Consider the following 24,277-nt stretch of genomic DNA (forward strand, 5'->3'; position numbering starts at 1 on the left):
GCTCCAGTGAAGCGGGCCGGGACACACCATCCGGCCCGCTTCCGGGTGTTTGCGGGCGATGCGCGGCGACCGCTAATTTGCAGGGCCGCTCAATTCCCCATTCCCCAAGGGACGTAATTCCTCATGAAGCAGACCGCTGCCAAGACCCTCGGCGTCGCCGCTCTCGGTGCCGCCTTCGCCGCCACCGCCGCCGGTGGCGCGTCCGCCGCGCCCGTCACTCCGGACGCCGGCGGCGCTCTCGACAGCGTCACCCAGAACCTGCCGACCGAAGGTCTGACCAAGAGCCTTCCCAACGGGACCTCCGAGGGCCTGACCGCCGCACAGGGCGCGGTCGGCAGCGGCGTCGGCACGGTCCGGCAGGTCGCCCCCACGGCCCTGTCCGCCGTCACGACCGCCAACCCCCTCACGGGCCTGCTGGGCGGTCTCCCGGTCGGCACGCTGCCGGTGGGCTGACCCACCGCCCGCCCCCCGGCCGCCGGGGCAGCCCCGGCGTGCCACCCTCGCCGGGCGCGCCACGTGTCTCCGTACTCAGTCGCCGGACGGGCTCAACGGGCCCGTCCGGCGGCCGGGTCCGGCTACCAGGCCGTGGCCGCCGCGCGCTTCTCGCCCGGCAGGAACACCCACAGTGCGAGGTAGAGCAGGAACTGCGGGCCGGGCAGCAGGCACGAGGCCAGGAAGATCACACGCATCGTGTTCGCGGAGGTGCCGAAGCGCCGTGCCAGCGCCGCGCACACTCCACCGATCATGCGTCCCTGACTCGGGCGGGCAATCGCGGACATGATGGGCTCCTTCGCGAGTCCTCGGCGGGAGCCTCTCGTCGTGCTCCCGATGACTCCATGCTGGCCCGGAGCGCCGGGACAAAGCGTCGCTCTACGGGGCGATACCGACCCTGGTAATCGTCGGGGTCGTCCCCTGACTCCCCTGAGGAGCCTTCTCCCGCAGGACGCGCGGCGGCTCGCCACCCGTCCCGCCCGGGGCCGGCGCCGGCGCCCGCCTCCGTCCGGGCCCGCGCCGGCGCCGCAGCCGCGCCCGTCCCGCCGGGACGAACAGCAGATGCGCGATGCCCACCCCGGCCGTGTTGAGCAGCAGCGAGTCCACGTCGACGACCTGTCCGGGAATCCCGGTCTGGAGCAGCTCGATCCCCAGCGAGATGAACGCCCCCGCGGCCGTCGTGCGGGCCAGCGAGGCCAGCGGCGAGACGGTCAGCCTGCCCCCCGCCATGGGGAGGAGAACCCCGAGGGGGGCCAGCAGCAGAAGCCCCTCGCCGATCCGGCGGACAGCCTGGAGCGGGCCGAGGGCGAGATCGGCCTTGATGCCCGCGAGCGGCTCGAAGTTCGCCGCCGTCATCCACACCACGTCCAGCGGGCGCAACGTCAGCCACGCGACGAGCAGCAGATGCACGAGGAGGAGGACGACCCCCGCCACGCGGAAACGGAAAGCGGCACTGCCGCCCCAACCTTGGCGCTGCACGAACCCCAAGACGCGGCCACCGCCGGGAACGGTTCCGGCGAGTTCCAAATGGAGGCCCACGTGAGACGGGGGTCACCCCGAAGCCACCACCCGGCCCCGCGCACCGGACGCGTACCGCCCCGCCGGGCCCGCCTCCTCAGGAAGCGGACGGCAGCGGGCCCGTCGTCGGCAGAGCCGACCCGGGGCTGCGCTTGGTGTCGTCGTCGCACCGGTACCCGCGCGCTCCGTACGCCCCCGGCCCGCCCAGCACCACCGAACCGTCCGTCGCCGTGCCCTCGATGAGCGTGCACACGATCTGCGCCAGCGCGGCCGTCGGCAGGTCCTCCGGCTGGCGGTTCAGCCGCAGCGTCCCCAGCGGATCGTCCGCGCGCGCCCCGGTGACCGTCAGGGGCCCCCGTACGTACGACTCGAAGCCCGCGTCCCGCTCGGTGGACGACGGCTCCTCCGTCAGCTCGTCCAGGAGCGCCTGAGCCACCTGCACGCGGTCGCCGAGCGCCTTCTCCGCCGGGATGGACGCCGCCCGCTCCACCGGCGCCAGTTCCGACGCGCACACCAGATAGACCCTGACCGCCACCCCCGGCTGCGCCTGGGTGGTCAGATTCCCCTCCGACACCTCGCACGGCACCCGGGAGGGCGCGGCGCCCGCGTTCACCGGCACCGCCGTCGTCCTGATCCCGCAGCCCGTCGCGAGGCCCGCCAGCGCGAGCGCGCCCGCGAGCACGGCCAGGGACCGCCCGGCCGGTGTTCCGCGCCTCACCGCGCCCCGCCTCCTTCTCCACGTCCGTCTCCGGCTCCGCGTCCGTCTCCGGAACCCTCGTCGAAGCCGTCCGTGAACCCCTCGGCGGAGTCCTCGGATATCTCGTGCGGCAGCCGCAGGACGAAGACCGCGCCTCCGTCGGGGACGTTGGCCGCGGTGATGTCGCCCCCGTGGATGTGCGCGTTCTCCATCGCGATGGAGAGACCCAGACCGCTGCCCTCCGACCGCGGCCGTGACGCGCTCGCCTTGTAGAAGCGGTCGAAGACGTGCGGCAGTACGTCCTCGGGAATGCCCGGCCCGTTGTCCCGTACCTCGATGAGCAGCTCCCGGCCGACCGTGCGCACCGACACCCGCACCGGCGAACCGCCGTGCTTGAGCGCGTTGCCGATCAGGTTCGCCAGGATCACGTCGAGCCGGCGCGGGTCGAGACGGGCCATCAGGCCGCGTTCGGCGTCCAGCTCCACCGCGTCCAGCCAGGCCCGCGCGTCGATACAGGCGGTGACCTGGTCGGCGACGTCGACGTCGTCGAGGACGAGCCGGGCGGTGCCCGCGTCGAAGCGGGTCACCTCCATCAGGTTCTCCACCAGGTCGTTGAGCCTGCGGGTCTCGCTCACGACCAGGGTCACGGCGGGCGCGATCATCGGGTCGAGGGTGTCCGCCTCGTCCTCCAGCACCTCGGTCACCGCCGTCAGCGCGGTCAGCGGGGTGCGCAGCTCGTGCGACATGTCGGCGACGAAGCGGCGGCTCGACTCCTCACGCGCGCTCATGTCGTCGATCTTCTTCTGGAGGGAGGCGGCGGCGTTGTTGAACGTCCGCGACAGATCGGCCAGTTCGTCCGTCCCCGACACCCGCAGCCGGGTGTCGAGCTTGCCCTCGCCGAGCCGCCGCGCCGCGTCACCGAGCCGCTGCACCGGCTTCAGCACGGTCGTGGCCGCCGCCTGCGCGAGCAGCGCGGACCCGATGAGCGCCAGGCCCGTCGCGATCGCCAGCGACCACGCCAGCGCGTTGAGGTCCTCCCGCTCCTGTTCCAGCGAGAGGAAGACGTAACCGGTCGGCCCGCCGCCGACGATACGGGTGCCGCCCACCAGGTAGGGCGTCCCTTCGCGCTCCGTGCGCTGCCAGAAGACGTGGTACGGCGACGAGTTGCCGGACGTGACCTCCTGCCGGTCGTTCACCGCCGTCCGCAGCGACTGGGGCACGTCGTCCAGGGTGAAAGCGTCCTGGTCGGAGACGCCGGCCACCGGCTTGTCCTCGGCACGCTCACCGATCAGCAGCACGCTGAAGCCCGAGCCGCCGTCGGCCATCTCCCGCGCCGTGTACTCCAGCTCGGGCTGGGTCGGCCGCAGCGGCAGCCGCGCGGCCTTGTCCCGCATCTCCTGCTTGAACTCCTTGAGCGCGGCCGTCTGCGTACGGGACAGCACCGACTCGCGGTTGAGCCAGTACGCGATCCCCGACGCCGAGACGGCGGCGGTCAGCGCGATGGCGCCGAAGACGACGACCAGCCGCAGCCGCAGGCTCGTCAAGCGCAGCCCCGCCAGAATCGCGCGCTTCCGCGTCCGCCGCCGGGCCGTTCCGCCGGCCGCGTCCCCGCCCGAGCTGTCCGGGCCGTCCGGGACGTCCGCGCCGTCAGGTCCGCCCGGTGGGTCCGCTCCCCCGGCGGACCCGCCGGCCGTGGGTTCCCCGCCGCTCACGAAGGCGCGTCCAGCCGGTATCCCACGCCTCGGACCGTACGGATCAGCGTCGGCGACGACGGAATGTCCTCCACCTTCGCGCGCAGTCGCTGCACACAGGCGTCGACCAGCCGCGAGTCGCCCAGATAGTCGTGCTCCCACACCAGCCGAAGCAGTTGCTGCCGGGACAGCGCCTGTCCGGGCCGCCGGCTCAGCTCCAGGAGCAGCCGCAGCTCGGTGGGTGTGAGCTGGAGGTCGTCACCGTTCTTCGTGACGGTCATGGCGGAGCGGTCGATGACCAGGCTGCCGAAGGTGGCCGAATCCGTCGACTCCCGCTCCCCGCGCCGCAGTACGGCCCGGATGCGGGCGTCGAGCACCCGGCCCTGCACGGGTTTGACCACGTAGTCGTCCGCCCCGGACTCCAGCCCGACGACCACGTCGATGTCGTCGCTGCGCGCGGTCAGCAGGATGATCGGCAACTGGTCGGTCCGCCTGATACGACGGCATACCTCGAAACCGTCAATACCGGGCAGCATCACATCCAGAACGATCAGGTCTGGCCGCTGTTCTCGCAGCAGATTCAGGCCGTCCTCTCCCGTCGCCGCAGTGGCCACTCGGTGGCCCTGGCGTGACAACGAGAGTTCGAGGGCCGTGCGGATGGCGTCGTCGTCCTCGATCAGCAACAGGAAAGGCACGTAGGTCATTCTGGCCCATGGGGGGACCACAGTTCGACAGTCGGAGCGCTCCCACAGTTCCACCACATATCCCGCCATGATCCAGAACCCCTGTGACAGCCCTGTGACAGTCGGCGGACAGGCCCATGAAACTGGCCCGGCAATCTCTTTGGCAGACGGAACAAGCAGACTCCAGCCGACGGGGGGCGCGAGATGAACTCACTGCACAGCACGACCTCTAGCGCAGTAATCACGCGTCTCCACGACGTCGCACGGAGCACCGAGAAGTCCGGCGCCGTGAACGGGCGGGGGTGCGTTCGCGGCGCCGGGCGTCAGCATCGGCCGCCGTACATCACGGTGGTCGAGGCGGCGCGCAGGCCCACGGCGGACAACGCCGAGGGACGGGGGAAAGAGGGCGCGGCGTACGGAGAGGCCACGGGGGAGCGCGACAGGGTGACGGAGGTCACGGACGCCGAGACGGCGTTCACGGCCTACGTCCAGGAGCGCCGGGCCTCTCTGTACGCCACCGCCTACCACCTGACCGGGGACCGGTTCGAGGCGGAGGACCTGCTCCAGAGCGCGCTCTTCTCCACGTACCGCGCCTGGGACAGGATCAGTGACAAGGCGGCCGTCGGCGGCTATCTCCGCCGCACGATGACCAACCTGCACATCAGCGCCTGGCGCAGGCGCAAGCTCAACGAGTACCCGACGGAGGAGCTGCCGGAGACGGTCGGCGACACCGACGCGATGCGCGGCACGGAGCTGCGCACGGTGCTCTGGCAGGCGCTCTCGCGCCTTCCCGAGACGCAGCGCACCATGCTGGTGCTGCGTTACTACGAGGGCCGCACCGATCCCGAGATCGCGGACATCCTCGACATCAGTGTCGGCACGGTGAAGTCCAGCATCTGGCGGTCGCTCCGCCGGCTGCGCGAGGACGAGGTCCTCAGCTTCGGACGTGACGAGGAGGAGTCCTTCGGCGAGCTGGTGGCCTGAAGGCGGCGGGGGGAGCAGGACCCGGGGCCGGGGGGCCCGGGGAAGGGCTGCCGTTTCGGGGGAGACGGCAGGAACGGTACGGGGGCACGGGGGTGCACCGAGCAGGACCGGACAGGCTGGGGGGCCTGTCCGGTCTTCGCGCGTTCAAGGGCCCCGCGCGCGGTCCGTCCGGCGCTCAGCGGCCGGTGCTCGCCGGACGCACCGGCGCCGACGGGTCCGCCGTCGCCGTACGCGGCCGGGTGCTGCCCGCCGCGGCGTTGGCGATCCGGCCGAGCGCCTCCGCCTTCGCGCAGGGATGCGCCCCCAGCGCCGTCTGACGGCAGACGATGCCGCGCTCCGCGCGCATCAGCCGCCAGCCCCGCCGCAGCAGGAACGCCACCGACTTCCGGCCCTCGCGCAGATCCCGGACCAGCCGGCGGCGGAACGTCGTCGAGGGACGGCCCCGCAGACAGAGCGCGTCCGCCAGGACCCCCAACTCCTCGCAGCGCGCGACGACATCGGCCGCGAAGATGCCCTCGGCGATGAACAGCTGCGTACGCCCGATGTCCAACTCCTCGGTGTCGACACGGGAACTGGTGGCGATCGAGTAGACGGGGACGGTCGTACGGCCCGTACGGCACAGCTCCAGGATCGCGGCGACCGCCGCGTCCGCGTCCCAGGACAGCGCGGAGTCCCAGTCGATGTCCGTGCTGCCCGCGACCAGCGGCAGCGTCGGGTCGTCGCCCTCCTTGTAGAAGTCGTCGAGACGGAGCACGGGCAGGCCCGCGCGGGCGGCGAGCGACGACTTGCCGGAGCCGGAGGGGCCCGCGAGCAGGACGACGCGCGCGGAGGCGGTTCGGTGGGGACTCACGGGACACCAGTGTGAGGCATACACCCGCCCAGGGGACCCCCGCCTGCGGTGTTGGTATCGAGCGTCACATCTCAACTACTGTGCGTGTCATTCCGCTTACTCGTCTCCCTCGCCCAGGCAGGAACCCCATGGCACGTCACTCAGCTCCCACCTCCCGGCGCCGCGCCCTGCTGCGCGCCGGGCTGACGTTCACCGCGGCGGGCGCGGTCATCGGTCTCGGCGGTGGCGCCGCGCAGGCCGCGCCGGCCGCGCCCGTGCCCGCTTCCGGACCTGACAGCGAACTCGCCGCGGCCGGTGCGGCGGCCGGTCAGGGGCTCGGGGGCGCGGTCGGGCACACCCTCGCCGGGGGTCTGGGACCGGTCAAGAGCCTTCAGCTCAACCCGCTGGCCAAGACGGGCGTGGACCCGCTGGACAACGCGGTGGGCACGCAGATCGCCGACTTCAAGCCGCTGTCGACGGCGCTGGTGACGGACTCGATCACCCAGGGCGGCGGTCTTGAGGACCTGCCGCTGGTCGGACCGGTCACCGGGTTGCTGCCGGGCTGAGCGCGCAGATCCCGTTCCCCCGGCCGCGGGACGGGCCGCGCACCGCCCGCCCGCGACCGGTGGGGGATCAGTAGCCGGAGCCCGACGCGCCCAGGCTGCCCGTGGGGTGCCAGACGGTCTTCGTCTCCAGGAACGCCGTCAGGCGCCCGACACCGGGATCGGCGGTGAAGTCCACCGGCGACGGACGCAGTACCCGCTTCAGGTTGTCCGCCGCCGCGATCTCCAACTCCTTGGCCAGCGTCTCGTCGGCGCCGTACAGATCGATGCCGTTGACGTCCTGGTGCGCCGCGAGCGGTGCGGCCAGTTCCGCCGTACCGCCCGAGAGGATGTTGACGACGCCGCCCGGTACGTCGGAGGTGGCCAGCACCTCGCCCAGGGACAGGGCGGGCAGCGGGGAGCGCTCGCTCGTCACGACGACCGCCGTGTTGCCGGTGGCGATCACCGGGGCGAGGACCGAGACCAGCCCGAGGAACGACGAGTCCTGCGGCGCGAGGACCGCCACGACACCGGTGGGCTCCGGCGTGGACAGGTTGAAGAACGGGCCCGCCACCGGGTTGGCGCCGCCCGCGACCTGGGCGATCTTGTCCGTCCAGCCCGCGTACCAGACCCAGCGGTCGACGGTCGCGGCCACGACGGCCGCCGCCTTCGCCTTGGAGACGCCCTCGGAGGCGGCCACCTCGGCGGTGAACTGCGCGCCGCGGCCCTCCAGCATCTCGGCGACGCGGTAGAGCACCTGGCCCCTGTTGTAGGCGGTGGCGCCGGACCAGCCGCCGAACGCCTTGCGGGCGGCCGAGACCGCGTCACGCGCGTCCTTGCGGGAGGACTTCGGCGCGTTGGCCAGCCACCTGCCCTTCGAGTCCGTCACCTCGTACACCCGGCCGCTCTCGGAGCGGGGGAACTTGCCCCCGACGTACAGCTTGTAGGTCTTGAAGACTGACAGTCGCTCGGACTCAGACATCGAGATACGCCTCCAGACCGTGGCGACCGCCCTCGCGGCCGTGACCCGACTCCTTGTAGCCGCCGAAGGGCGAGGCCGGGTCGAACTTGTTGAACGTGTTGGCCCACACCACACCCGCGCGGAGCTTGTTCGCGACGGCGAGGATCCGGGAGCCCTTCTCCGTCCAGATGCCGGCGGAGAGGCCGTACTGCGTGTTGTTGGCCTTGGCGACCGCCTCGTCCGGCGTGCGGAACGTCAGCACGGAGAGCACCGGGCCGAAGATCTCGTCGCGCGCGACGGTGTGCGCCTGCGTGACGTTGGTGAAGAGGGTCGGCGCGAACCAGTAGCCGGACGAGGGGAGTTCGCACTCCGGCGACCAGCGCTCGGCGCCCTCGGCCTCGCCCGTGTCGGCCAGTGTCCTGATCCGGGCCAGCTGCTCGGCGGAGTTGATGGCGCCGAGGTCCGTGTTCTTGTCCAGCGGGTCGCCGACGCGCAGCGTGGACAGCCGGCGCTTGAGCGAGTCCAGCAGCTCGTCCCGGACCGACTCCTGGACCAGCAGCCGCGATCCGGCGCAGCACACCTGGCCCTGGTTGAAGAAGATGCCGGTGACGATGCCCTCGACGGCCTGGTCGACCGGGGCGTCGTCGAAGACGATGTTGGCGCCCTTGCCGCCGAGTTCGAGCGTGACCTTCTTCTCCGTGCCCGCGATCTGCCGGGCGATGGCCTTGCCGACGGCGGTCGAACCCGTGAAGGCGATCTTGTCGACGTCCTCGTGCTCGACCAGGGCGGCCCCCGTGTCGCCGTACCCGGGAAGGATGTTGACGACGCCGCGCGGCAGACCGGCCTGGCGGCAGATGTCCGCGAAGAACAGCGCGCTCAGCGGGGTCGTCTCGGCGGGCTTCAGGACCACCGTGTTGCCCGTGGCAAGCGCCGGGGCGATCTTCCACGCCAGCATCAGCAGCGGGAAGTTCCACGGGATGACCTGGCCCGCGACACCCAGCGGGCGGGGACCGGGACCGTACCCGGCGTGGTCGAGCTTGTCGGCCCAGCCCGCGTAGTAGAAGAAGTGCGCGGCGACCAGCGGGAGGTCCGCGTCGCGGGTCTCCCGGATCGGCTTGCCGTTGTCGAGGGTCTCCAGGACGGCCAGTTCGCGTGAGCGCTCCTGGATGATCCGGGCGATCCGGAAGAGGTACTTGGCGCGCTCGGCGCCCGGCAGCGCCGACCACTTCGTGAACGCCCTGCGGGCCGCCTTCACGGCCCGGTCGACGTCCTCGGCGCCCGCGCGGGCCACCTCGGACAGGACCTCCTCGGTGGCGGGGGAGACCGTCTTGAAGACCTTGCCGTCGGCGGCGTCGGTGAACTCGCCGTCGATGAACAGGCCGTAGCTCGGCGCGATGTCCACGACCGAGCGCGACTCGGGGGCCGGTGCGTATTCGAAAGCCATCGTGTATCAGTCCACCGTGACGTAGTCGGGGCCGGAGTAGCGGCCGGTGGCCAGCTTCTGGCGCTGCATCAGCAGGTCGTTGAGGAGGCTGGAGGCGCCGAAGCGGAACCAGTGGTTGTCCAGCCAGTCCTCGCCCACGGTCTCGTTGACCAGCACGAGGAACTTGATCGCGTCCTTGCTGGTACGGATCCCGCCCGCGGGCTTCACACCGACCTGGACGCCGGTCTGCGCCCGGAAGTCCCGTACGGCCTCCAGCAGCAGCAGCGTGTTGGCCGGGGTGGCGTTGACGGCCACCTTGCCGGTCGAGGTCTTGATGAAGTCCGCGCCGGCGACCATGCCGAGCCAGCAGGCGCGGCGGATGTTGTCGTACGTGGACAGTTCGCCGGTCTCGAAGATGACCTTGAGGCGGGCGGCGCCGCACTCGGCCTTCACGGCCGCGATCTCCTCGTAGACCTTCAGGTAGTGGCCCGCGAGGAACGCACCGCGGTCGATCACCATGTCGATCTCGTCGGCACCGGCCGCGACGGCGTCCCGTACGTCGGCGAGCTTCACGGCGAGCGCGGCGCGCCCGGCGGGGAAGGCGGTCGCGACCGAGGCGACCTTCACCTCGCTCCCGGCGAGAGCGGCGACGGCGGTCTCCACCATGTCCGGATAGACGCAGAGCGCGGCCGTCGTCGGGACGGTGCGGTCCGTCGGGTCCGGGCGCAGCGCCTTGGCGGCGAGCGAGCGGACCTTGCCGGGGGTGTCGGCGCCTTCCAGGGTCGTCAGGTCGATCATCGAGATGGCCAGGTCGATGGCGTACGCCTTGGCCGTCGTCTTGATCGAGCGCGTACCGAGCGATGCCGCGCGCGCCTCCAGGCCGACGGCGTCGACGCCGGGCAGCCCGTGGAGGAACCGGCGCAGCGAACTGTCGGACGCGGTCACGTCGGCGAGGGGGGCACCGCCCACGGCGGAGCCTGTGGGCGAGGGTGCAGTCGTGGGCATGGTCACCACATGAGCATATCTACGCGCGTAGCAGCATGTACAGGGGGTGACCCGACAACGCACGGCACGAACACCTCACATTCGTCGCACCCTCGGGGGCGATGGCGCCGTCCCCGCCGCCTCCGCGGGCAACGATCACGCGGCCGGAGCCGGGGCCGGGTCGGCGGGCAGCGGCTGCTCGGTCCAGATGGACTTGCCCGACGCGGTGTAACGGGCGCCCCAGCGCTGCGCGAGGGCGGACACGAGCTGGAGCCCCCGTCCGCTCTCGTCGGTGGCGGAGGCCCGTCGCACATGCGGTGTGGTCAGGCTGCCGTCGGAGACCTCGCACACCAGGGTCCGGCCACGCAGCAGCCGCAGCCGCACCGGGCCCTGCGCGTGCCGTATGACATTGCTGACCAGCTCGCTGGCGAGCAGCTCCGTGGTCACGGCGAGGTCGTCGAGGTGCCAGGCGTCGAGCTGGGTACGGATGTGCTCCCGCGCCTGGCCGGCGGCGACCGGATCCTGCGGCAGCGGCCAGGACGCGACGTCCTCGGCGGCCAACCGGTGCAGCCTCGCGATGAACAGCACGGCGTCGTCCGCGGTCCGCTCACCGGCCGGCAGCAGCGCGGAGACGACGGTGTCGCACAGCTGGTCCAGGTCCGGTTCGCCGCCGGCACGCAGCGCGCCGGTGAGCACCCGGGTCAGCTCCCGCGTACCGGCCTCCACGTCCCGGCCGCCCGCCTCCACCAGCCCGTCCGTGAACAGGGCCAGCAGACTGCCGTCGGGTACCGCGAGCTCGACGGTGTCGAAGGGCGGAACAGCGGCGCCGAGCGGCGGATTGGCGGAGATCTCCGGGACGCGCGCCGTGTGGTCGGGGTGCACGACGACCGGCGGGAGATGCCCGGCGCTCGCGAACACGCAGCTGTGGGTGGTGGGGTCGTACACCGCGTAGAGGCAGGTCGCGTAGAAGTCGTCGCCGAGGTCGCTGACGATGCCGTTGAGGTGGCCGAGGATCTCGTCGGGTGGCAGTTCGAGATCCGCGAGCGTCCGCACCGCCGTCCGCAGCCGCCCCATCGTCGCCGCCTCCGACAGACCGTGTCCCATCACATCGCCGATGACGAGGGCCACCCGCTCGGCCGACAGCGGTATCAGGTCGTACCAGTCACCCCCGACGTCCAGTCGCCGGTCGGAGGGCAGATAGCGGGCGGCGGCGGACGCGGCGGGTGGCGAGGGCAGGTGCCGGGGGAGCAGACCGCGCTGGAGCTCCTTCGCCCGCAGGTGCTCGGAGTCGTAGAGCCGGGCCCGCTCCAGGGCCTGTGCGAAGAGTCCGCTGAGCGCGCCGAGCAGGGTGCGCTCCTCCTCGGTGAGCAGTCCGGGTGTGCCGAAGGCGACGACGCAGCAGCCTGTGGCCCGCCCCGAGGCGATCAGCGGCAGAAAAGCCCACGCCTGACGTTCCTGGCCAGGTGCATCGGCGAGTGCGGGATAGCGTGCCCTCATCTCCGCCACGGAGGAGATGAACAGGGGCGCGCGGCTGCTCAGTACGTCCGACAGGGGGGTGGTCGCGGTGAGTGGGAACGAGAGGATCCGTTCGAGGTCCGCCGCTTCGTATCCCACGGAACCGATCAGCCGCGTCAGATCACCCTCGAAGGCCAGGACGACCAGGCCGGTGGCGTGGAACGGCTGTATGCACTGCTGGGCGACGGCCTTCACCACATCGTCGGTGGTGAGCGCCTCCGCGAGTGCTGTGGTCAACTCGACGATGCGGGCGGCCCGTTCGGCAGCCTCCTTTTCCCTGGCCGTGCGCTCGGCCTCGCGCGCCCGCTTCTCGGTGACATCGGTGAGGTAGACGGTCAGACCTCCCGGTACGGGGACCAGACGCAGGTGGTACCAGCGCTCGTTGGCCGGTGACAGGACGTCGAGACCGACGGGCCGGTGACTGGCGACGGCCTGCCGGCAGAGGTCCTCCAGACCGGGCTCGCGGGCGAAGGGGATCTCCCAGAGGACCCGGCCGAGGAGTTCGTGCGAGGAGCCGAGCGCGCGCTGGGCCTCGATGTTGGTGTAGGTGACCCGCCAGTCGGTGTCGACCGCGAGGAACCCGTCGCTCATGTGCCGCAGCGCGTGGTCCACCGACTCCCGGGCGACATGGGTCTGCGTCGTGTCCCACACGGTGCCGACCATGTGGAGAGGCTCCCCGTCGTTGCCGAGGATCACGCGCCCGCGTGCCTGGGCCCAGCCGGACGTCCCGTCCGGGCGGCGTACGCGGTACTCGACCCCGTACACCCGGCGGGTGCGGATCGCCTCGTCGGTGTCGACCATCACCCAGGGCAGATCGTCGGGGTGCACCAGACCGAGCCAGGTCTCGATCCGGTGGTCGAAGGTGGTCGGATCGACGCCGAGGACCGTCATCGCCGCCTCGTCCCAGTTCAGCTCACCCGTCCGGATGTTCCAGTCCCAGGCGCCGATCCTGACGGCCTTGAGCGCCTCCTGGAGACGGGAGCCGTTCGGCGGCTCCGGCCACAGCTCGGGATTCGAGCCGCGCCGGGCCGTGAGGGAGTGGGCGAGATGCCCGGCCGCCCAACGGGCCACCTCATCGAGGAAGGCACGCTGATCGGCGGTCGGTTCCCCGCCGGCGGGGGTCAGTACGGAGAGCACGCCCATCAGACCGAGCGGTCCGGTCGGGGCGAGCAGCGGTACGGAGGCGAGGCCGCAGGCGGCGAGCACGTCCGGAACCGCGTCCTCGGGGGATTCGGTGGACTCGGGAGGGTCGGGAGGGTCGCCGGGCCCGGGGTCCCGTGGGCCGCCGGATGCCCGCGCGCGTGCCGGGCCGTCACCGGCTGGCCGGTCGGCGAAAGCGGGCGCCGGGCTCCACGCGTACTCACCGCCGCGCGCGGCGCGGGCCGGGACCGTCGTGTCCTTCCCCGACAGGTCGAGCCAGCGCTTCGTCCCCGCCGGCGGCAGGCCGTCGGTGAGCATCAGATGCAGTCCGGTCTCCTGCCACAGGTTCCGCAGATGCACCATCCCGCCGGGTCCGCCCAGACCGGCGACGGCGTGGTGCAGCGCACAGCGCAACGCCTCGGTCTCGGAGACGCCGTCCCCCACCGCGGCGAGTATGCGCAAGCGATCGGTCGCCGATCGTGCCGCTGTCGGCCGCGGACCTTGTCCGTTTCGTGGGTTCACGGTCATGCACTCGCCCGCCAATCGACGTGGCTTCTTCCACGGGCCCGCAGTGGCCATTGTCTCTCGGGGGCGGGTCCGGGGCGAGGCAACGGCGGGGAGGCGGGCCCCGGTGGGGCCGCGGTACGGTGCCCGGCCCTGGCCGGGCGGCCGGACCGGGACCGCGGCGCGTACGGCAGAATCGGAGGCATGACGAGTCCCGATCAGTCCCCCGAGCCGGCCTACGCAGAGCGCGTCTTCCGGTCGCCCGCCGGTATCGCGGGCGGTGTGCTGCTGCTCGGGCTCGGCGCCTGGATCGGGATCGACGCGGTGGTCCGGGGCCACGGCAGGACACCGTGGCTGGCGCTCGCCGCCCTGCTGCTCGTCGTGCCGCTGGTGGTGGCCTTCACCATGCGGCCGGCGGTGTTCGCCAACGACGACCGGCTGCGGATCCGGAACCCGTTCCGCACGATCCTCCTGCCGTGGGCGTCCGTGGCCGACGTACGGGCCGGCTACTCCAGCGAGGTGTTCACCAAGGGCGGTGCGAAGTACCAGCTGTGGGCGGTGCCGGTCTCGCTCCGCAAGCGCAAGCGCGCCGCGCGGCGGCAGTCGCAGCGCGCGCACGACGACCCGCACGGCAGGACGTCGGTGAGCGTGGACGTGTCCGACGCGAGCGCGAGGACGGCGGACGCGGATCACACCGTCGCGGGGCTGCGCGAGCAGGCGGAGCGGTGCGCGTCGCGGGACACCGCGCGGGGGGAGCCGCAGGTGCGGTGGGCCTACGAGGTGATCGCGCCGGCGCTGGCGGGGCTGGTGGTCATGCTGGTGCTGCTCGCGACGGGGTGATGCCGGGGGCGGGTCCTTGCCCGGGCCCGCCCGGAGGCCGGTCCGTCCTCAATCGCCGGACGGGCTTGAGAGTCCCCGGCGGGCGGGCTTGATAGGTGCCGCCGGGTGGGCTGGGCGTGGGGTGTGTCCTCAAGTGGCCGACGGGCTTGAGAGGCCCGCCGCCCGGGACAGGTCCTGCTTCAGGGACGCCAGCAGCTCCGCGGCGGTCCCGCGCGCCGAGGGCAGGTCCGCCGCCGTGGGGACCGGGATCACCGCCTCCAGGTAGCACTTGAGCTTCGGTTCCGTACCGCTCGGGCGGACGATCACCCGGGCCCGGTACGCCCCGTCCAGCCGGTAGCGCAGCCCGTCCGTCGGCGGCAGGCCCGACGCGCCCGCCGAGAGGTCCTCCGTCGACGTGACCGTCAGACCCGCCAGGGCCGTCGGCGGGTCGTCACGCAGGCGGTCCATCGCCCGCGTGATCAGCGACAGGTCCTTCACCCGCACCGAGAGCTGGTCCGTCGCGTGCAGGCCGTGCGCGACCGCCAGGTCGTCCAGGAGGTCCGCCAGTCCCCGGCCCCGCTCCTTCAGCTCGGACGCCAGCTCCGCGACGAGCAGCGCCGCCGTGATGCCGTCCTTGTCGCGTACGCCGCCGGGGTCGACGCAGTACCCGAGCGCCTCCTCGTAGCCGTACCGCAGGCCCTCGACGCGGGCGATCCATTTGAAGCCGGTCAGCGTCTCCTCGTAGCCGACCCCCGCCGCCTCCGCGATCCGCCCGAGCAGCGACGACGACACGATCGACTCCGCGAAGACGCCCGACGTGCCCGTCGCGCCCTTGTTCACCAGGTGCGCCGCCAGCAGCGCGCCCACCTCGTCGCCGCGCAGCATCCGCCAGCCGCTCTCGGCGTCCGCGTCCGGGACGGCCACCGCGCAGCGGTCGGCGTCCGGGTCGTTGGCGATGACGATGTCGGGGGCGGCGCGGCGGGCCGTGGCGAAGGCCAGGTCCATCGCGCCCGGCTCCTCCGGGTTCGGGAAGGCGACGGTGGGGAAGTCCGGGTCGGGCTCGGCCTGTTCGGCCACCGGCACGGGCGCGGGGAAGCCGGCCCGCGCGAACGCGGCGTTCAGCGTCCCGGTACCGACCCCGTGCAGCGCCGTGTGGACCACGCGCGCCGTACGGGGCGACCCGGCGCTCAGCACGGCGTCCGTGCGTTCCAGATACGCGGTGAGCACCTCGTCGCCGAGGATCTCCCAGCCGTCCCCGGGGCGCGGTACCGAGTCCAGGGGTCCGACGGCGTCGATCTCCGCCGCGATCGCGGCGTCCGCGGGAGGCACGATCTGGGAGCCGTCGCCGAGATAGACCTTGTAGCCGTTGTCCCTCGGCGGGTTGTGGCTCGCGGTGACCTCCACCCCGGCCACGGCCCCGAGATGCCGTACGGCGAACGCGAGCAGGGGCGTGGGCAGCGGACGCGGCAGTACGGCGGCCCGCAGCCCCGCCCCGGTCATCACGGCGGCGGTGTCCCGCGCGAAGTCGGCCGACTTGTGGCGGGCGTCGTATCCGATGACGACGAGAGCGCCGGCCTGGCCGGTGGCCTTGAGGTACGCCGCGAGACCGGCGGCGGCGCGGATGACGACCGACCGGTTCATCCGCATCGGCCCGGCGCCCAGCTCGCCGCGGAGTCCGGCCGTGCCGAACTGGAGCGTGCCGCCGAACCGTTCGGCGAGCGCGTCCGGGTCACCGGAGTCGATCAGCTCCCGCAACTCGCGCCGGGTGTCGCCGTCCGGGTCCTCGGCGAGCCACGCCTCGGCCCGCGCGATGAGGTCCTGCTGCACTGTGGATGTCCCTTCCTGGGCCCGCTCGGAGGTCACGACAAGCTGTCGGCAAGCTGTCAGATGCGTTCGAGCACCCGCGCCAGCAGGGCCCCCATCTGCGTGGCCGAGTCCCGGCCGGCCTGGAGGACCTCCTCGTGGTTCAGCGGTTCGCCCGACAGGCCCGCCGCCAGGTTCGTCACCAGCGAGATGCCCAGCACCTCGGCGCCCGCCTCACGGGCCGCGATGGCCTCCAGCACGGTCGACATGCCGACGAGGTCGCCGCCCATCACCCGGACCATGTTGATCTCGGCGGGCGTCTCGTAGTGCGGGCCGGGGAACTGGACGTACACGCCCTCCTCCAGAGCGGGGTCCACCTCCTTGCACAGCGCGCGCAGCCGGGGCGAGTACAGGTCCGTGAGGTCCACGAAGTTCGCGCCGACGATGGGCGAGGCCGCCGTCAGATTGATGTGGTCGCTGATCAGCACCGGCTGCCCCGGACGCATGCCCTCGCGCAGCCCGCCGCAGCCGTTGGTCAGGACCACGGTCTTGCAGCCGGCGGCGACGGCCGTACGGACACCGTGGGCGACGGCGGCGACGCCACGGCCCTCGTAGTAGTGCGTACGGCCCAGGAAGACCAGGGCGCGCTTGTCGGCGATCGCGTAGGAGCGGATCGTCCCGCCGTGGCCGGCGACGACCGGCGGGGGGAAGCCCGGCAGCTCGGTCACCGGGAACTCGGCCTCGGGTGCGCCCAGCGCGGCGACGGCGGGTGCCCAGCCGGAGCCCATCACCAGGGCGACGTCATGGGTCTCGGCGCCGGTGAGTTCGCGCAGGCGCACCGCGGCGGCGGAGGCTGCGGCGTGGGGGTCGGCGGATCCGTCGGCCGTGGCCGGGATAACAGATGCGTTCACGCGGAAGAGGGTAACCGCTCAGGCCCTACGCGCGTAGATGATCGAGCATACGGTCTTCGGATCGTTGTGTTGTCGTTTTCGACGAACGCCCGGGTCAGCCGCCTGTCAGGACCCGCGCGTGCGGGTCGGGTGACCGTTCAGCACGCGCGCTTTCGCAGTTCCATCACATAGTCGTGCGGCGCCCCGGCCGATTCGGCCGCCTCCGCCAGCTCGCCCAGATAGCGCGCGGAGGGCAGCCCGCCCTCGTACCCGTTCAGCACGTACAGCCAGGCCGGCTCCTTGCCGTCCAGCGTGTCCACGCGGACCCGCATCCGCCGGTATATGTCGAGGCCGACACCCTCCCACCGGTCCATCGAGTCCTCGTCCATCGGGGCGATGTCGTAGAGCGCCACGAACACCTGGGAACGGGGCGCTTCCACGAGGGTGACCAGCGCGCCCTCCCAGCCCATGTGCTCGCCGCCGAAGGTGAGCCGCCAGCCGTTGAGCCAGCCGGTGCCGCGCAGCGGGGAGTGCGGGGCGCGGCGGGACATCAGCCGCGCGTCGAGGTTGCCGGCGTACGCGGCGTAGAGCGACATGGGGACGAGGGTACGGGAGGGACGCGCGTGCACGGTGAATCACACGTGCGCGGGCTCCGCGTTACCCGCGGGGAGGGACCCGGGGCGAAGCAACTTGAAGAGTGCGGGACAATGGCGTACGTACTGCATCCTCCGGGGGCTCCCCGGACTCCCGGCCGGGACGGCAGACGGGTCGGGTCGACAACGGTAGGCGGACTTTTTCGTGACCCGGATCGTGATCATCGGCGGCGGACCCGGCGGATACGAGGCGGCCCTGGTGGCCGCACAGCTCGGCGCCGAGGTGAGCGTCGTGGACTGCGACGGCCTCGGCGGGGCCTCGGTGCTCACCGACTGCGTACCGTCCAAGACCCTCATCGCGACGGCCGAGGTGATGACCACCTTCGACTCCTCCTACGAGGAGCTGGGCATCATCGTCGCCGACGACACCCCGCCGCTCGAACAGGCCGCCCGAGTCGTGGGCGTGGACCTCGGCAAGGTCAACCGGCGGGTCAAGCGTCTCGCGCTCGCCCAGTCCCACGACATCACCGCCTCCGTCACCCGGGCCGGCGCCCGCGTGCTCCGCGGCCGGGGCCGGCTCGACGGCCGGCAGGCCACCGACGGCTCCCGCCAGGTGATCGTGACCTCGGCGGACGGCTCGGAGGAGTCGCTGACCGCCGACGCCGTGCTGATCGCGACGGGCGCGCACCCGCGCGAGATCCCCGACGCGCTCCCCGACGGCGAGCGCATCCTCAACTGGACGCAGGTGTACGACCTCACGGAGCTGCCCGAGGAGCTGATCGTGGTCGGCTCCGGTGTCACCGGCGCCGAGTTCGCCGGTGCCTACCAGGCGCTCGGCTCCCGCGTCACGCTCGTCTCCTCGCGCGACCGGGTGCTGCCCGGCGAGGACCCGGACGCCGCCGCCGTACTGGAGGACGTCTTCCGGCGCCGCGGCATGAACGTGATGTCGCGCTCCCGCGCCTCGTCCGCCAAGCGCGTCGGCGACCGCGTCGAGGTGACGCTGGCCGACGGCCGGGTCATCTCCGGCACGCACTGTCTGATGGCCGTCGGAGCGATCCCCAACGCCGAGGGCATGGGACTGGAGGAGGCGGGGGTCCGCGTCAAGGACTCGGGCCACATCTGGACCGACCGGGTGTCGCGTACGTCCGCGCCCGGCGTCTACGCGGCGGGCGACGTGACCGGCATCTTCGCGCTCGCCTCGGTCGCCGCGATGCAGGGCCGTATCGCGATGTACCACTTCCTCGGCGACGCGGTGGCCCCGCTCAACCTCAAGACCGTCTCGTCCAACGTCTTCACCGACCCGGAGATCGCGACCGTCGGTTACAGCCAGTCGGACGTGGACAGCGGGAAGATCGACGCGCGGGTCGTCAAGCTGCCGCTGCTGCGCAATCCGCGCGCCAAGATGCAGGGCATCAGGGACGGTTTCGTCAAGATACTCTGCCGGCCGGGCACCGGGATCGTCGTCGGCGGCGTCGTCGTGGCGCCGCGCGCCAGCGAGCTGATTCATCCCATCTCGATCGCGGTCGACAACAATATGACCGTCGAACAGATCGCAAACGCATTCACTGTGTACCCCTCTCTTTCGGGTTCGATCGCCGAGGTGGCGCGGCAGTTGCACAGCCGCAAGAGCGACGACGAGGGTTGACGCAGGTCATGGGCGTGCGCGGGCATCGGCCCGCGCTCCTATACCACTTGGCGCAGCTCCGTATGTTCACCTTCCGTATTTCGGGGCGAACCGCTGAAAGCAGACGGGTGTTGGGGTTACTGTCAGTTTCGTGTTCGCTGCAGAACGTCGCCAGTTAATCCTCGAAATGGTGCGCGCCAACGGAGCCGTGTCGCTCCGTGAGCTCGCCCGCGTCGTCCAGACCTCCGAAGTGACCGTACGTCGGGACGTGCGGGCGCTGGAGGCCGAAGGACTCCTCGACCGCCGGCACGGCGGTGCGGTACTGCCGGGCGGATTCACGCGAGAATCCGGCTTTCCGCAAAAATCCCATCTCGCCACGGCGGAGAAGACGGCCATCGCCGATCTCGCCGCGAGCCTCGTCGAAGAGGGCGAAGCCGTGGTGGTCGGTGCCGGTACGACCACGCAGGAGCTGGCCCGCCGGCTCGCGCGGATCCCCGGACTGACCGTCGTCACCAACTCCCTGCTCGTCGCCCAGGCGTTGGCCCATGCCAACCGGGTCGAAGTCGTCATGACCGGCGGGACCCTGCGCGGCTCCAACTACGCGCTGGTCGGCAGCGGCGCGGAGCAGTCGCTCCAGGGGCTGCGGGTCTCCCGTGCGTTCCTGTCCGGGAGCGGGCTGACCGCGGAGCGCGGCCTGTCCACCTCCAACATGCTCTCGGCCAGCGTCGACCGAGCGCTGGTGCAGGCGGCGGCCGAGGTCGTAGTGCTCGCCGACCACACCAAACTGGGCACCGACACGATGTTCCAGACGGTGCCGACCGATGTGATCACCCGGCTGGTCACCGACGACCCGCCCGCGCACGACGACCGCGCGGCGACGGAACTCCAGGCGCTCGCCGACCAGGGCGTGCAGATCACGGTCGCGGGCGGGTCGGCGGGGTCGGGGTCCGGCGGTGAGGGCGCCCCGCCGGGGAGCCGGCCCCGGCGGGACACACCACTGCCGGGCCAGCGCCGTACCCACGGGGGCGCCGGACCGGGCCCGCAGACGCGTCGCGGCGCGTCGGCGGGGCTGCTCGCCGACCAGCCGGGCGAACGCGCCCGGGTGACGGACCTGCGCCACCGCTGACGCGTCCGGCACGGGCCGGGCCGCCACCCGCGCCGCCGGGGGCGGCCTCTCGGTGGGGCCGTGCGCCTGCCCGGACGGGCTGTTAGTGGGCTGTGCCCAGGTGTTGGCCGGGGGCGCGGGCTCTGGCCGTTCCAGCGCGTCGGCGTGGATCTGTCGGGTGGTCTGCCCGCCCGTTCGCCGCCCGCGACGCGCCGCCGGGGATGGCCCTTCGGTGGGGCCGTGCGCCCGCCCGGTGTGTCTGCCCGGACGGTTTGTCGGTGGGCTTCGCCCAGGTGTTGGCCGGGGGCGCGGGCTCTGCCGGTCCGGGCCGACGGGCGGTCTGCCCGACCGTTCGCCCGCTGTGCTCACTGCCCACACCGCGCTGCCGGGGTGCCCCCCTCGGAGGTCGTTGCGCCAGCCAGGACGGGCCGGCGCTGGGCTGTGCCCGTTGCACGTCGCGTGTTCTCCGACGGGTTGTCGGTGGGCTGTGCCCAGGTGTTGGCCGGGCGCGGGCTCCGGCCGTTCCAGCGCGTCTGCGTGGACTCGACCGGCCCGTTCGCCGCCCGCGCCGCACCGCCGGGGGCGGCCCCTCGGTGGGCCGTGGTCGTGCGTCGGCGGCGGGGCTGTGGCAAGGCGATCCCCGGTTCTCAGGGCGTGTTGGCCAGGCCCGTGAGGGTCAGGGTCAGCAGGCGGTCCGCCAGTTCCGGGTCCGTCGGGGACTGTTCGGCCGCCAGGGCGATCGCGTTCGTCAGTTGCATCAGGTCGTCGATCGACGTGTCCGCCCGTACCGCGCCGCTCTCCTGCGCCCGTACGAGCAGCAGCTCGCCCGCCGCACGGAGGCCCGAACTGCACTGCGTCAGGGCCGAACTCGCGTCGTGCGACGCCGACATGAGCGCGCGGGCGAGACCGCGGTACTCACCCGCGTGAGTGATCAGTGCGCGCAGCCACGCCACCAGTGCGTGGCAGGGCCGGTCCGCGTCGGCGAGTTCGCGCGAGCGGTCGAGCAGATCGGCCAGCGCCTCCTGGAAGACCGCGTTCATCAGGGCGTGCCGGGTGGGGAAGTGCCGGTACAGCGTGCCGATGCCGACTCCCGCGCGGCGCGCGACATCCTCCAGCGAGGCGTCGGTGCCGTGCTCGGCGAACGCGGTACGGGCCTCGCCGAGCACCCGCTCGTAGTTGCGCCGAGCGTCGGCCCGCATGGGCCGGGGCGGCGCGCCGCTGCTGCTCGCCATCGCGGTCCTTCCTGTCGCTGCGCGCGGGCCCCACGGGCCCGCTCCGGTGTGCGTCCCAGGATGCCACCGCGGGCGGCGGGATCCGTCCGCGTACGCCGAAGGCCCCGCCGGGCACAGCCGGCGGGGCCTTCGGCGACGACGAGGGTCAGTCCTTGATCTCGCAGATCATCGCGCCCGAGGTGAGCGACGCGCCGATCTCCGCGGTGAGGCCCTTGATCGTGCCCGAACGGTGGGCGTTGAGAGGCTGCTCCATCTTCATGGCCTCCAGGACGACGACGAGATCTCCCTCGGAGACCTGCTGCCCCTCCTCGACCGCCACCTTCACGATCGTGCCCTGCATCGGCGAGGCGAGGGTGTCGCCCGTCGCCGCCGAACCGGCCTTCTTCGTGGCACGGCGCTTGGGGCGCGCACCGGCGGCCAGACCCGTCCGGGCCAGGCTCATGCCGAGGCTGGAGGGCAGCGAGACCTCCAGGCGCTTGCCGCCGACCTCGACGACGACCGTCTCGCGACCCGCCTCGTCCTCCGCCTCCCCGTCGGCGGGGGTGGCGAAGGGCGGGATCGTGTTGACGAACTCGGTCTCGATCCAGCGGGTGTGGATGGTGAACGGATCGGCGGTGAAGGCCGGGTCGGTCACCACCGCGCGGTGGAACGGGATGGCGGTGGCCATGCCCTCTACCTGGAACTCGGCCAGCGCACGCGCGGCGCGCTGGAGCGCCTGCTTACGGGTGGCGCCCGTGATGATCAGCTTGGCCAGGAGCGAGTCCCAGGCGGGGCCGATGACCGAGCCGCTCTCCACGCCCGCGTCCAGCCGCACACCGGGGCCGGTCGGCGGCCGGAACAGGGTGACGGTGCCGGGGGCGGGCAGGAAGCCGCGGCCGGGGTCCTCACCGTTGATACGGAACTCGATCGAGTGACCGCGGACCGGCGGGTCGTCGTAGCCCAGCTCCTCGCCGTCGGCGATGCGGAACATCTCCCGTACGAGGTCGATGCCGGTGACCTCCTCGGTGACCGGGTGCTCCACCTGGAGGCGGGTGTTGACCTCGAGGAAGGAGATCGTGCCGTCCGTCCCGACCAGGAACTCGACCGTGCCCGCGCCGACGTAGCCGGCTTCCTTCAGGATCGCCTTCGACGCGGCGTACAGCTTCTCGTTCTGCTCCTGGGAGAGGAACGGCGCGGGGGCCTCCTCCACCAGCTTCTGGTGGCGGCGCTGGAGCGAGCAGTCACGGGTGGAGACGACGACCACGTTGCCGTGGGTGTCGGCCAGGCACTGGGTCTCCACGTGGCGGGGCTTGTCGAGGTAACGCTCCACGAAGCACTCGCCGCGGCCGAACGCAGCCACCGCCTCACGGACGGCGGAGTCGTACAGCTCGGGTACTTCCTCCAGGGTGCGGGCGACCTTCAGACCGCGCCCGCCACCGCCGAACGCGGCCTTGATCGCGATGGGCAGACCGTGCTCACGTGCGAACGCGACCACTTCCTCCGAGCCGGAGACCGGGTCGGGGGTGCCCGCGACGAGCGGGGCGCCGGCGCGCTGGGCGATGTGCCGCGCGGCGACCTTGTCACCCAGATCGCGGATCGCGTGCGGCGGGGGGCCGATCCAGGTCAGTCCGGCGTCCAGCACCGCCTGGGCGAACTCGGCGTTCTCGGACAGGAATCCGTAGCCGGGGTGGATCGCGTCGGCGCCGGAGTCCTTGGCCGCCTGGAGGACCTTGGCCATGTCGAGATAGCTGGCCGCGGGAGTGTCACCACCCAACGCGAACGCCTCGTCGGCCGCGCGCACATGCGACGCGTCCCGGTCCGGATCGGCGTACACAGCCACCGAACCGATCCCGGCGTCCCGGCACGCACGAGCAACACGGACAGCGATTTCGCCACGGTTGGCGATGAGCACCTTGCGCACGATGGCTCCCTCCTGGAAACAAGCTGAGTTTAGGGACTGCCGACACGACCGATCGACCCGTCCCCAATGGTGAGCTTGCCCACACGGAGTGTGACCCGAGGCCCGCTCAAGTCGCGAAATCCCTTGTGACGCCAGGGTACGCCCGGACTCACACGGGCACAGTAATCGCCGTATGTGCTCAAGGTCTCTGTCAGGGAGCCCCGGCGCGTCTCTCGAATCTTTGTGGAGTTCCAACTAACGCGTGCCGGATTCTTTGCCTCTGTCCGGGCCCTTGTCCGGGGGTTTACCGGTGAGTAGCCTTCCCGGTGCCGTACGTACTTGGGGTAACAGGGGAGAGGGTGGGTGCCGTGGTGCGCAGACCGGTGGCATGGGTGGCCGCGATCGTGCTTCTCGCGGAGGCCGTCGGCTTCGTCTTCGTCAACGGGCTGATGGCCACGATCGTGGACAACCAGCAGATGTCCCTCGCCGGACTCGACCCCGACGCCATGTCCAACGGGGCCTGGGCGGCGGGCGTCGCGCTCGGCCTCTACCTGGTCGTGTGCGCGGCCCTGCTGATACGCGCGGCGCTCACCGACCGGGGCTTCGGCCGCGTCGCGCGACCCGCCCTGATCTGCTGCGCCGTCCTGCACGCGGTGCTCGGGGCGCTGGCGGTGGGACTGGTGGGCTGGACCGCGTTCGTGGTCATGATGGTCGTACTGGCGCTGCTGGTGCTGACGCTGGTCGCGTACGGCGAGCCGCCGAAGGGCGACGCGCGCACCCCCGGTGCGGGCGCGGGCGCGGGTGCGGGCGCCGTTGCCGCGAACGGGGCGGCCGGGCCCGCCGAGACGGGTCCCTCCGCCGCCTGAGGGC

Annotated in this window: 21 protein-coding genes and 1 pseudogene; 7 read left to right on the forward strand and 15 right to left on the reverse strand. The window is 72.2% G+C overall.

The genetic code is table 11. From position 1 onward, the window contains the following. The first annotated feature begins 123 nt into the window (after positions 1-123). Positions 124-453 carry an ATP-binding protein gene (locus tag ACZ61E_RS04650; RefSeq protein ID WP_469697535.1) on the forward strand — a complete coding sequence of 110 codons (330 nt, stop codon included), beginning with the start codon at positions 124-126 and terminating at the stop codon, positions 451-453. 122 nt (positions 454-575) lie between these two features. Here the strand turns inward: ACZ61E_RS04650 and ACZ61E_RS04655 are convergent, their stop codons facing one another. From ACZ61E_RS04655 to afsQ1, 5 genes are all read right to left on the reverse strand, one after another. Beyond that, positions 576-779 (reverse strand): PspC domain-containing protein, encoded by a 204-nt coding sequence (locus tag ACZ61E_RS04655; RefSeq protein ID WP_469697536.1) that lies wholly within the window; start codon positions 777-779, stop codon positions 576-578. 91 nt (positions 780-870) lie between these two features. After that, complete coding sequence (locus ACZ61E_RS04660; protein WP_469697537.1) at positions 871-1,425, reverse strand: VanZ family protein; 555 nt, start codon at positions 1,423-1,425, stop codon at positions 871-873. Between the two features lie 181 nt (positions 1,426-1,606). Next, positions 1,607-2,227: a hypothetical protein gene (locus tag ACZ61E_RS04665; protein ID WP_469697538.1), complete on the reverse strand. Its 621-nt coding sequence runs from the start codon at positions 2,225-2,227 to the stop codon at positions 1,607-1,609. Continuing rightward, positions 2,224-3,750 carry an ATP-binding protein gene (locus ACZ61E_RS04670; RefSeq protein ID WP_469697539.1) on the reverse strand — a complete coding sequence of 509 codons (1,527 nt, stop codon included), beginning with the start codon at positions 3,748-3,750 and terminating at the stop codon, positions 2,224-2,226. The genes ACZ61E_RS04665 and ACZ61E_RS04670 overlap by 4 nt, the downstream gene beginning before the upstream one ends. 164 nt (positions 3,751-3,914) lie before the next feature. Continuing rightward, entirely contained in the window at positions 3,915-4,592 is a 678-nt protein-coding gene (gene afsQ1, locus ACZ61E_RS04675) for a two-component system response regulator AfsQ1 (protein WP_187280095.1), read from the reverse strand. Between the two features lie 192 nt (positions 4,593-4,784). Here afsQ1 and ACZ61E_RS04680 point away from each other — a divergent pair, with 192 nt between their 5' ends. After that, positions 4,785-5,564, forward strand: a complete 780-nt coding sequence (locus ACZ61E_RS04680) for a SigE family RNA polymerase sigma factor (RefSeq protein WP_469697540.1) — start codon at positions 4,785-4,787, stop codon at positions 5,562-5,564. 175 nt (positions 5,565-5,739) lie between these two features. Here the strand turns inward: ACZ61E_RS04680 and ACZ61E_RS04685 are convergent. Then, positions 5,740-6,482, reverse strand: a pseudogene (locus ACZ61E_RS04685) (uridine kinase family protein). A 60-nt stretch (positions 6,483-6,542) separates the two neighbouring features. On the opposite strand from ACZ61E_RS04685, the gene ACZ61E_RS04690 reads away from it, so the two are divergent. After that, complete coding sequence (locus ACZ61E_RS04690) at positions 6,543-6,959, forward strand: hypothetical protein (protein ID WP_469697541.1); 417 nt, start codon at positions 6,543-6,545, stop codon at positions 6,957-6,959. A gap of 67 nt (positions 6,960-7,026) precedes the next feature. Here ACZ61E_RS04690 and ACZ61E_RS04695 read toward each other — a convergent pair whose 3' ends face one another. From ACZ61E_RS04695 to ACZ61E_RS04710, 4 genes are all read right to left on the reverse strand, one after another. After that, positions 7,027-7,917, reverse strand: coding sequence for an aldehyde dehydrogenase family protein (locus ACZ61E_RS04695; RefSeq protein ID WP_469697542.1), 891 nt, complete (start codon positions 7,915-7,917; stop codon positions 7,027-7,029). After that, entirely contained in the window at positions 7,910-9,340 is a 1,431-nt protein-coding gene (locus ACZ61E_RS04700) for an aldehyde dehydrogenase family protein (protein ID WP_469697543.1), read from the reverse strand. Before ACZ61E_RS04700 ends, ACZ61E_RS04695 begins: the two co-directional genes overlap by 8 nt. Before the next feature lie 6 nt (positions 9,341-9,346). Further along, entirely contained in the window at positions 9,347-10,324 is a 978-nt protein-coding gene (deoC, locus tag ACZ61E_RS04705; RefSeq protein WP_469697544.1) for a deoxyribose-phosphate aldolase, read from the reverse strand. Positions 10,325-10,459: 135 nt separating this feature from the next. Next, positions 10,460-13,402, reverse strand: coding sequence for a SpoIIE family protein phosphatase (locus ACZ61E_RS04710; RefSeq protein WP_469697545.1), 2,943 nt, complete (start codon positions 13,400-13,402; stop codon positions 10,460-10,462). A gap of 264 nt (positions 13,403-13,666) precedes the next feature. Here ACZ61E_RS04710 and ACZ61E_RS04715 point away from each other — a divergent pair, with 264 nt between their 5' ends. Beyond that, complete coding sequence (locus ACZ61E_RS04715) at positions 13,667-14,302, forward strand: PH domain-containing protein (protein ID WP_469697547.1); 636 nt, start codon at positions 13,667-13,669, stop codon at positions 14,300-14,302. Between the two features lie 129 nt (positions 14,303-14,431). Here ACZ61E_RS04715 and ACZ61E_RS04720 read toward each other — a convergent pair whose 3' ends face one another. The 3 genes from ACZ61E_RS04720 to ACZ61E_RS04730 form a co-directional block, all read right to left on the reverse strand. After that, positions 14,432-16,108: a phospho-sugar mutase gene (locus tag ACZ61E_RS04720; protein ID WP_469697548.1), complete on the reverse strand. Its 1,677-nt coding sequence runs from the start codon at positions 16,106-16,108 to the stop codon at positions 14,432-14,434. A 56-nt stretch (positions 16,109-16,164) separates the two neighbouring features. Continuing rightward, a complete protein-coding gene (locus ACZ61E_RS04725) occupies positions 16,165-16,995 on the reverse strand; it encodes a purine-nucleoside phosphorylase (RefSeq protein WP_405795349.1) in 831 nt (276 codons plus the stop codon). Between the two features lie 137 nt (positions 16,996-17,132). Continuing rightward, positions 17,133-17,570 carry a gamma-glutamylcyclotransferase family protein gene (locus ACZ61E_RS04730; protein ID WP_469697549.1) on the reverse strand — a complete coding sequence of 146 codons (438 nt, stop codon included), beginning with the start codon at positions 17,568-17,570 and terminating at the stop codon, positions 17,133-17,135. A gap of 202 nt (positions 17,571-17,772) precedes the next feature. Here ACZ61E_RS04730 and ACZ61E_RS04735 point away from each other — a divergent pair, with 202 nt between their 5' ends. Further along, positions 17,773-19,212: an NAD(P)H-quinone dehydrogenase gene (locus tag ACZ61E_RS04735; protein WP_078075387.1), complete on the forward strand. Its 1,440-nt coding sequence runs from the start codon at positions 17,773-17,775 to the stop codon at positions 19,210-19,212. 166 nt (positions 19,213-19,378) lie between these two features. Further along, positions 19,379-20,317 carry a DeoR/GlpR family DNA-binding transcription regulator gene (locus tag ACZ61E_RS04740; RefSeq protein WP_469697550.1) on the forward strand — a complete coding sequence of 313 codons (939 nt, stop codon included), beginning with the start codon at positions 19,379-19,381 and terminating at the stop codon, positions 20,315-20,317. 626 nt (positions 20,318-20,943) lie between these two features. On the opposite strand, the gene ACZ61E_RS04745 is transcribed toward ACZ61E_RS04740, so the two are convergent. Then, positions 20,944-21,528, reverse strand: coding sequence for a TetR/AcrR family transcriptional regulator (locus ACZ61E_RS04745; protein WP_469697551.1), 585 nt, complete (start codon positions 21,526-21,528; stop codon positions 20,944-20,946). A gap of 145 nt (positions 21,529-21,673) precedes the next feature. Next, positions 21,674-23,428 (reverse strand): acetyl/propionyl/methylcrotonyl-CoA carboxylase subunit alpha, encoded by a 1,755-nt coding sequence (locus ACZ61E_RS04750; RefSeq protein WP_469697552.1) that lies wholly within the window; start codon positions 23,426-23,428, stop codon positions 21,674-21,676. A 338-nt stretch (positions 23,429-23,766) separates the two neighbouring features. Between ACZ61E_RS04750 and ACZ61E_RS04755 the strand changes: the two genes are divergently transcribed. After that, on the forward strand, positions 23,767-24,273 hold the full coding sequence (locus ACZ61E_RS04755) for a hypothetical protein (RefSeq protein WP_469697553.1): 507 nt from the start codon (positions 23,767-23,769) through the stop codon (positions 24,271-24,273). Positions 24,274-24,277: the final 4 nt, after the last annotated feature.

It is taken from the genome of Streptomyces sp. NPDC104581 (assembly GCF_055583685.1).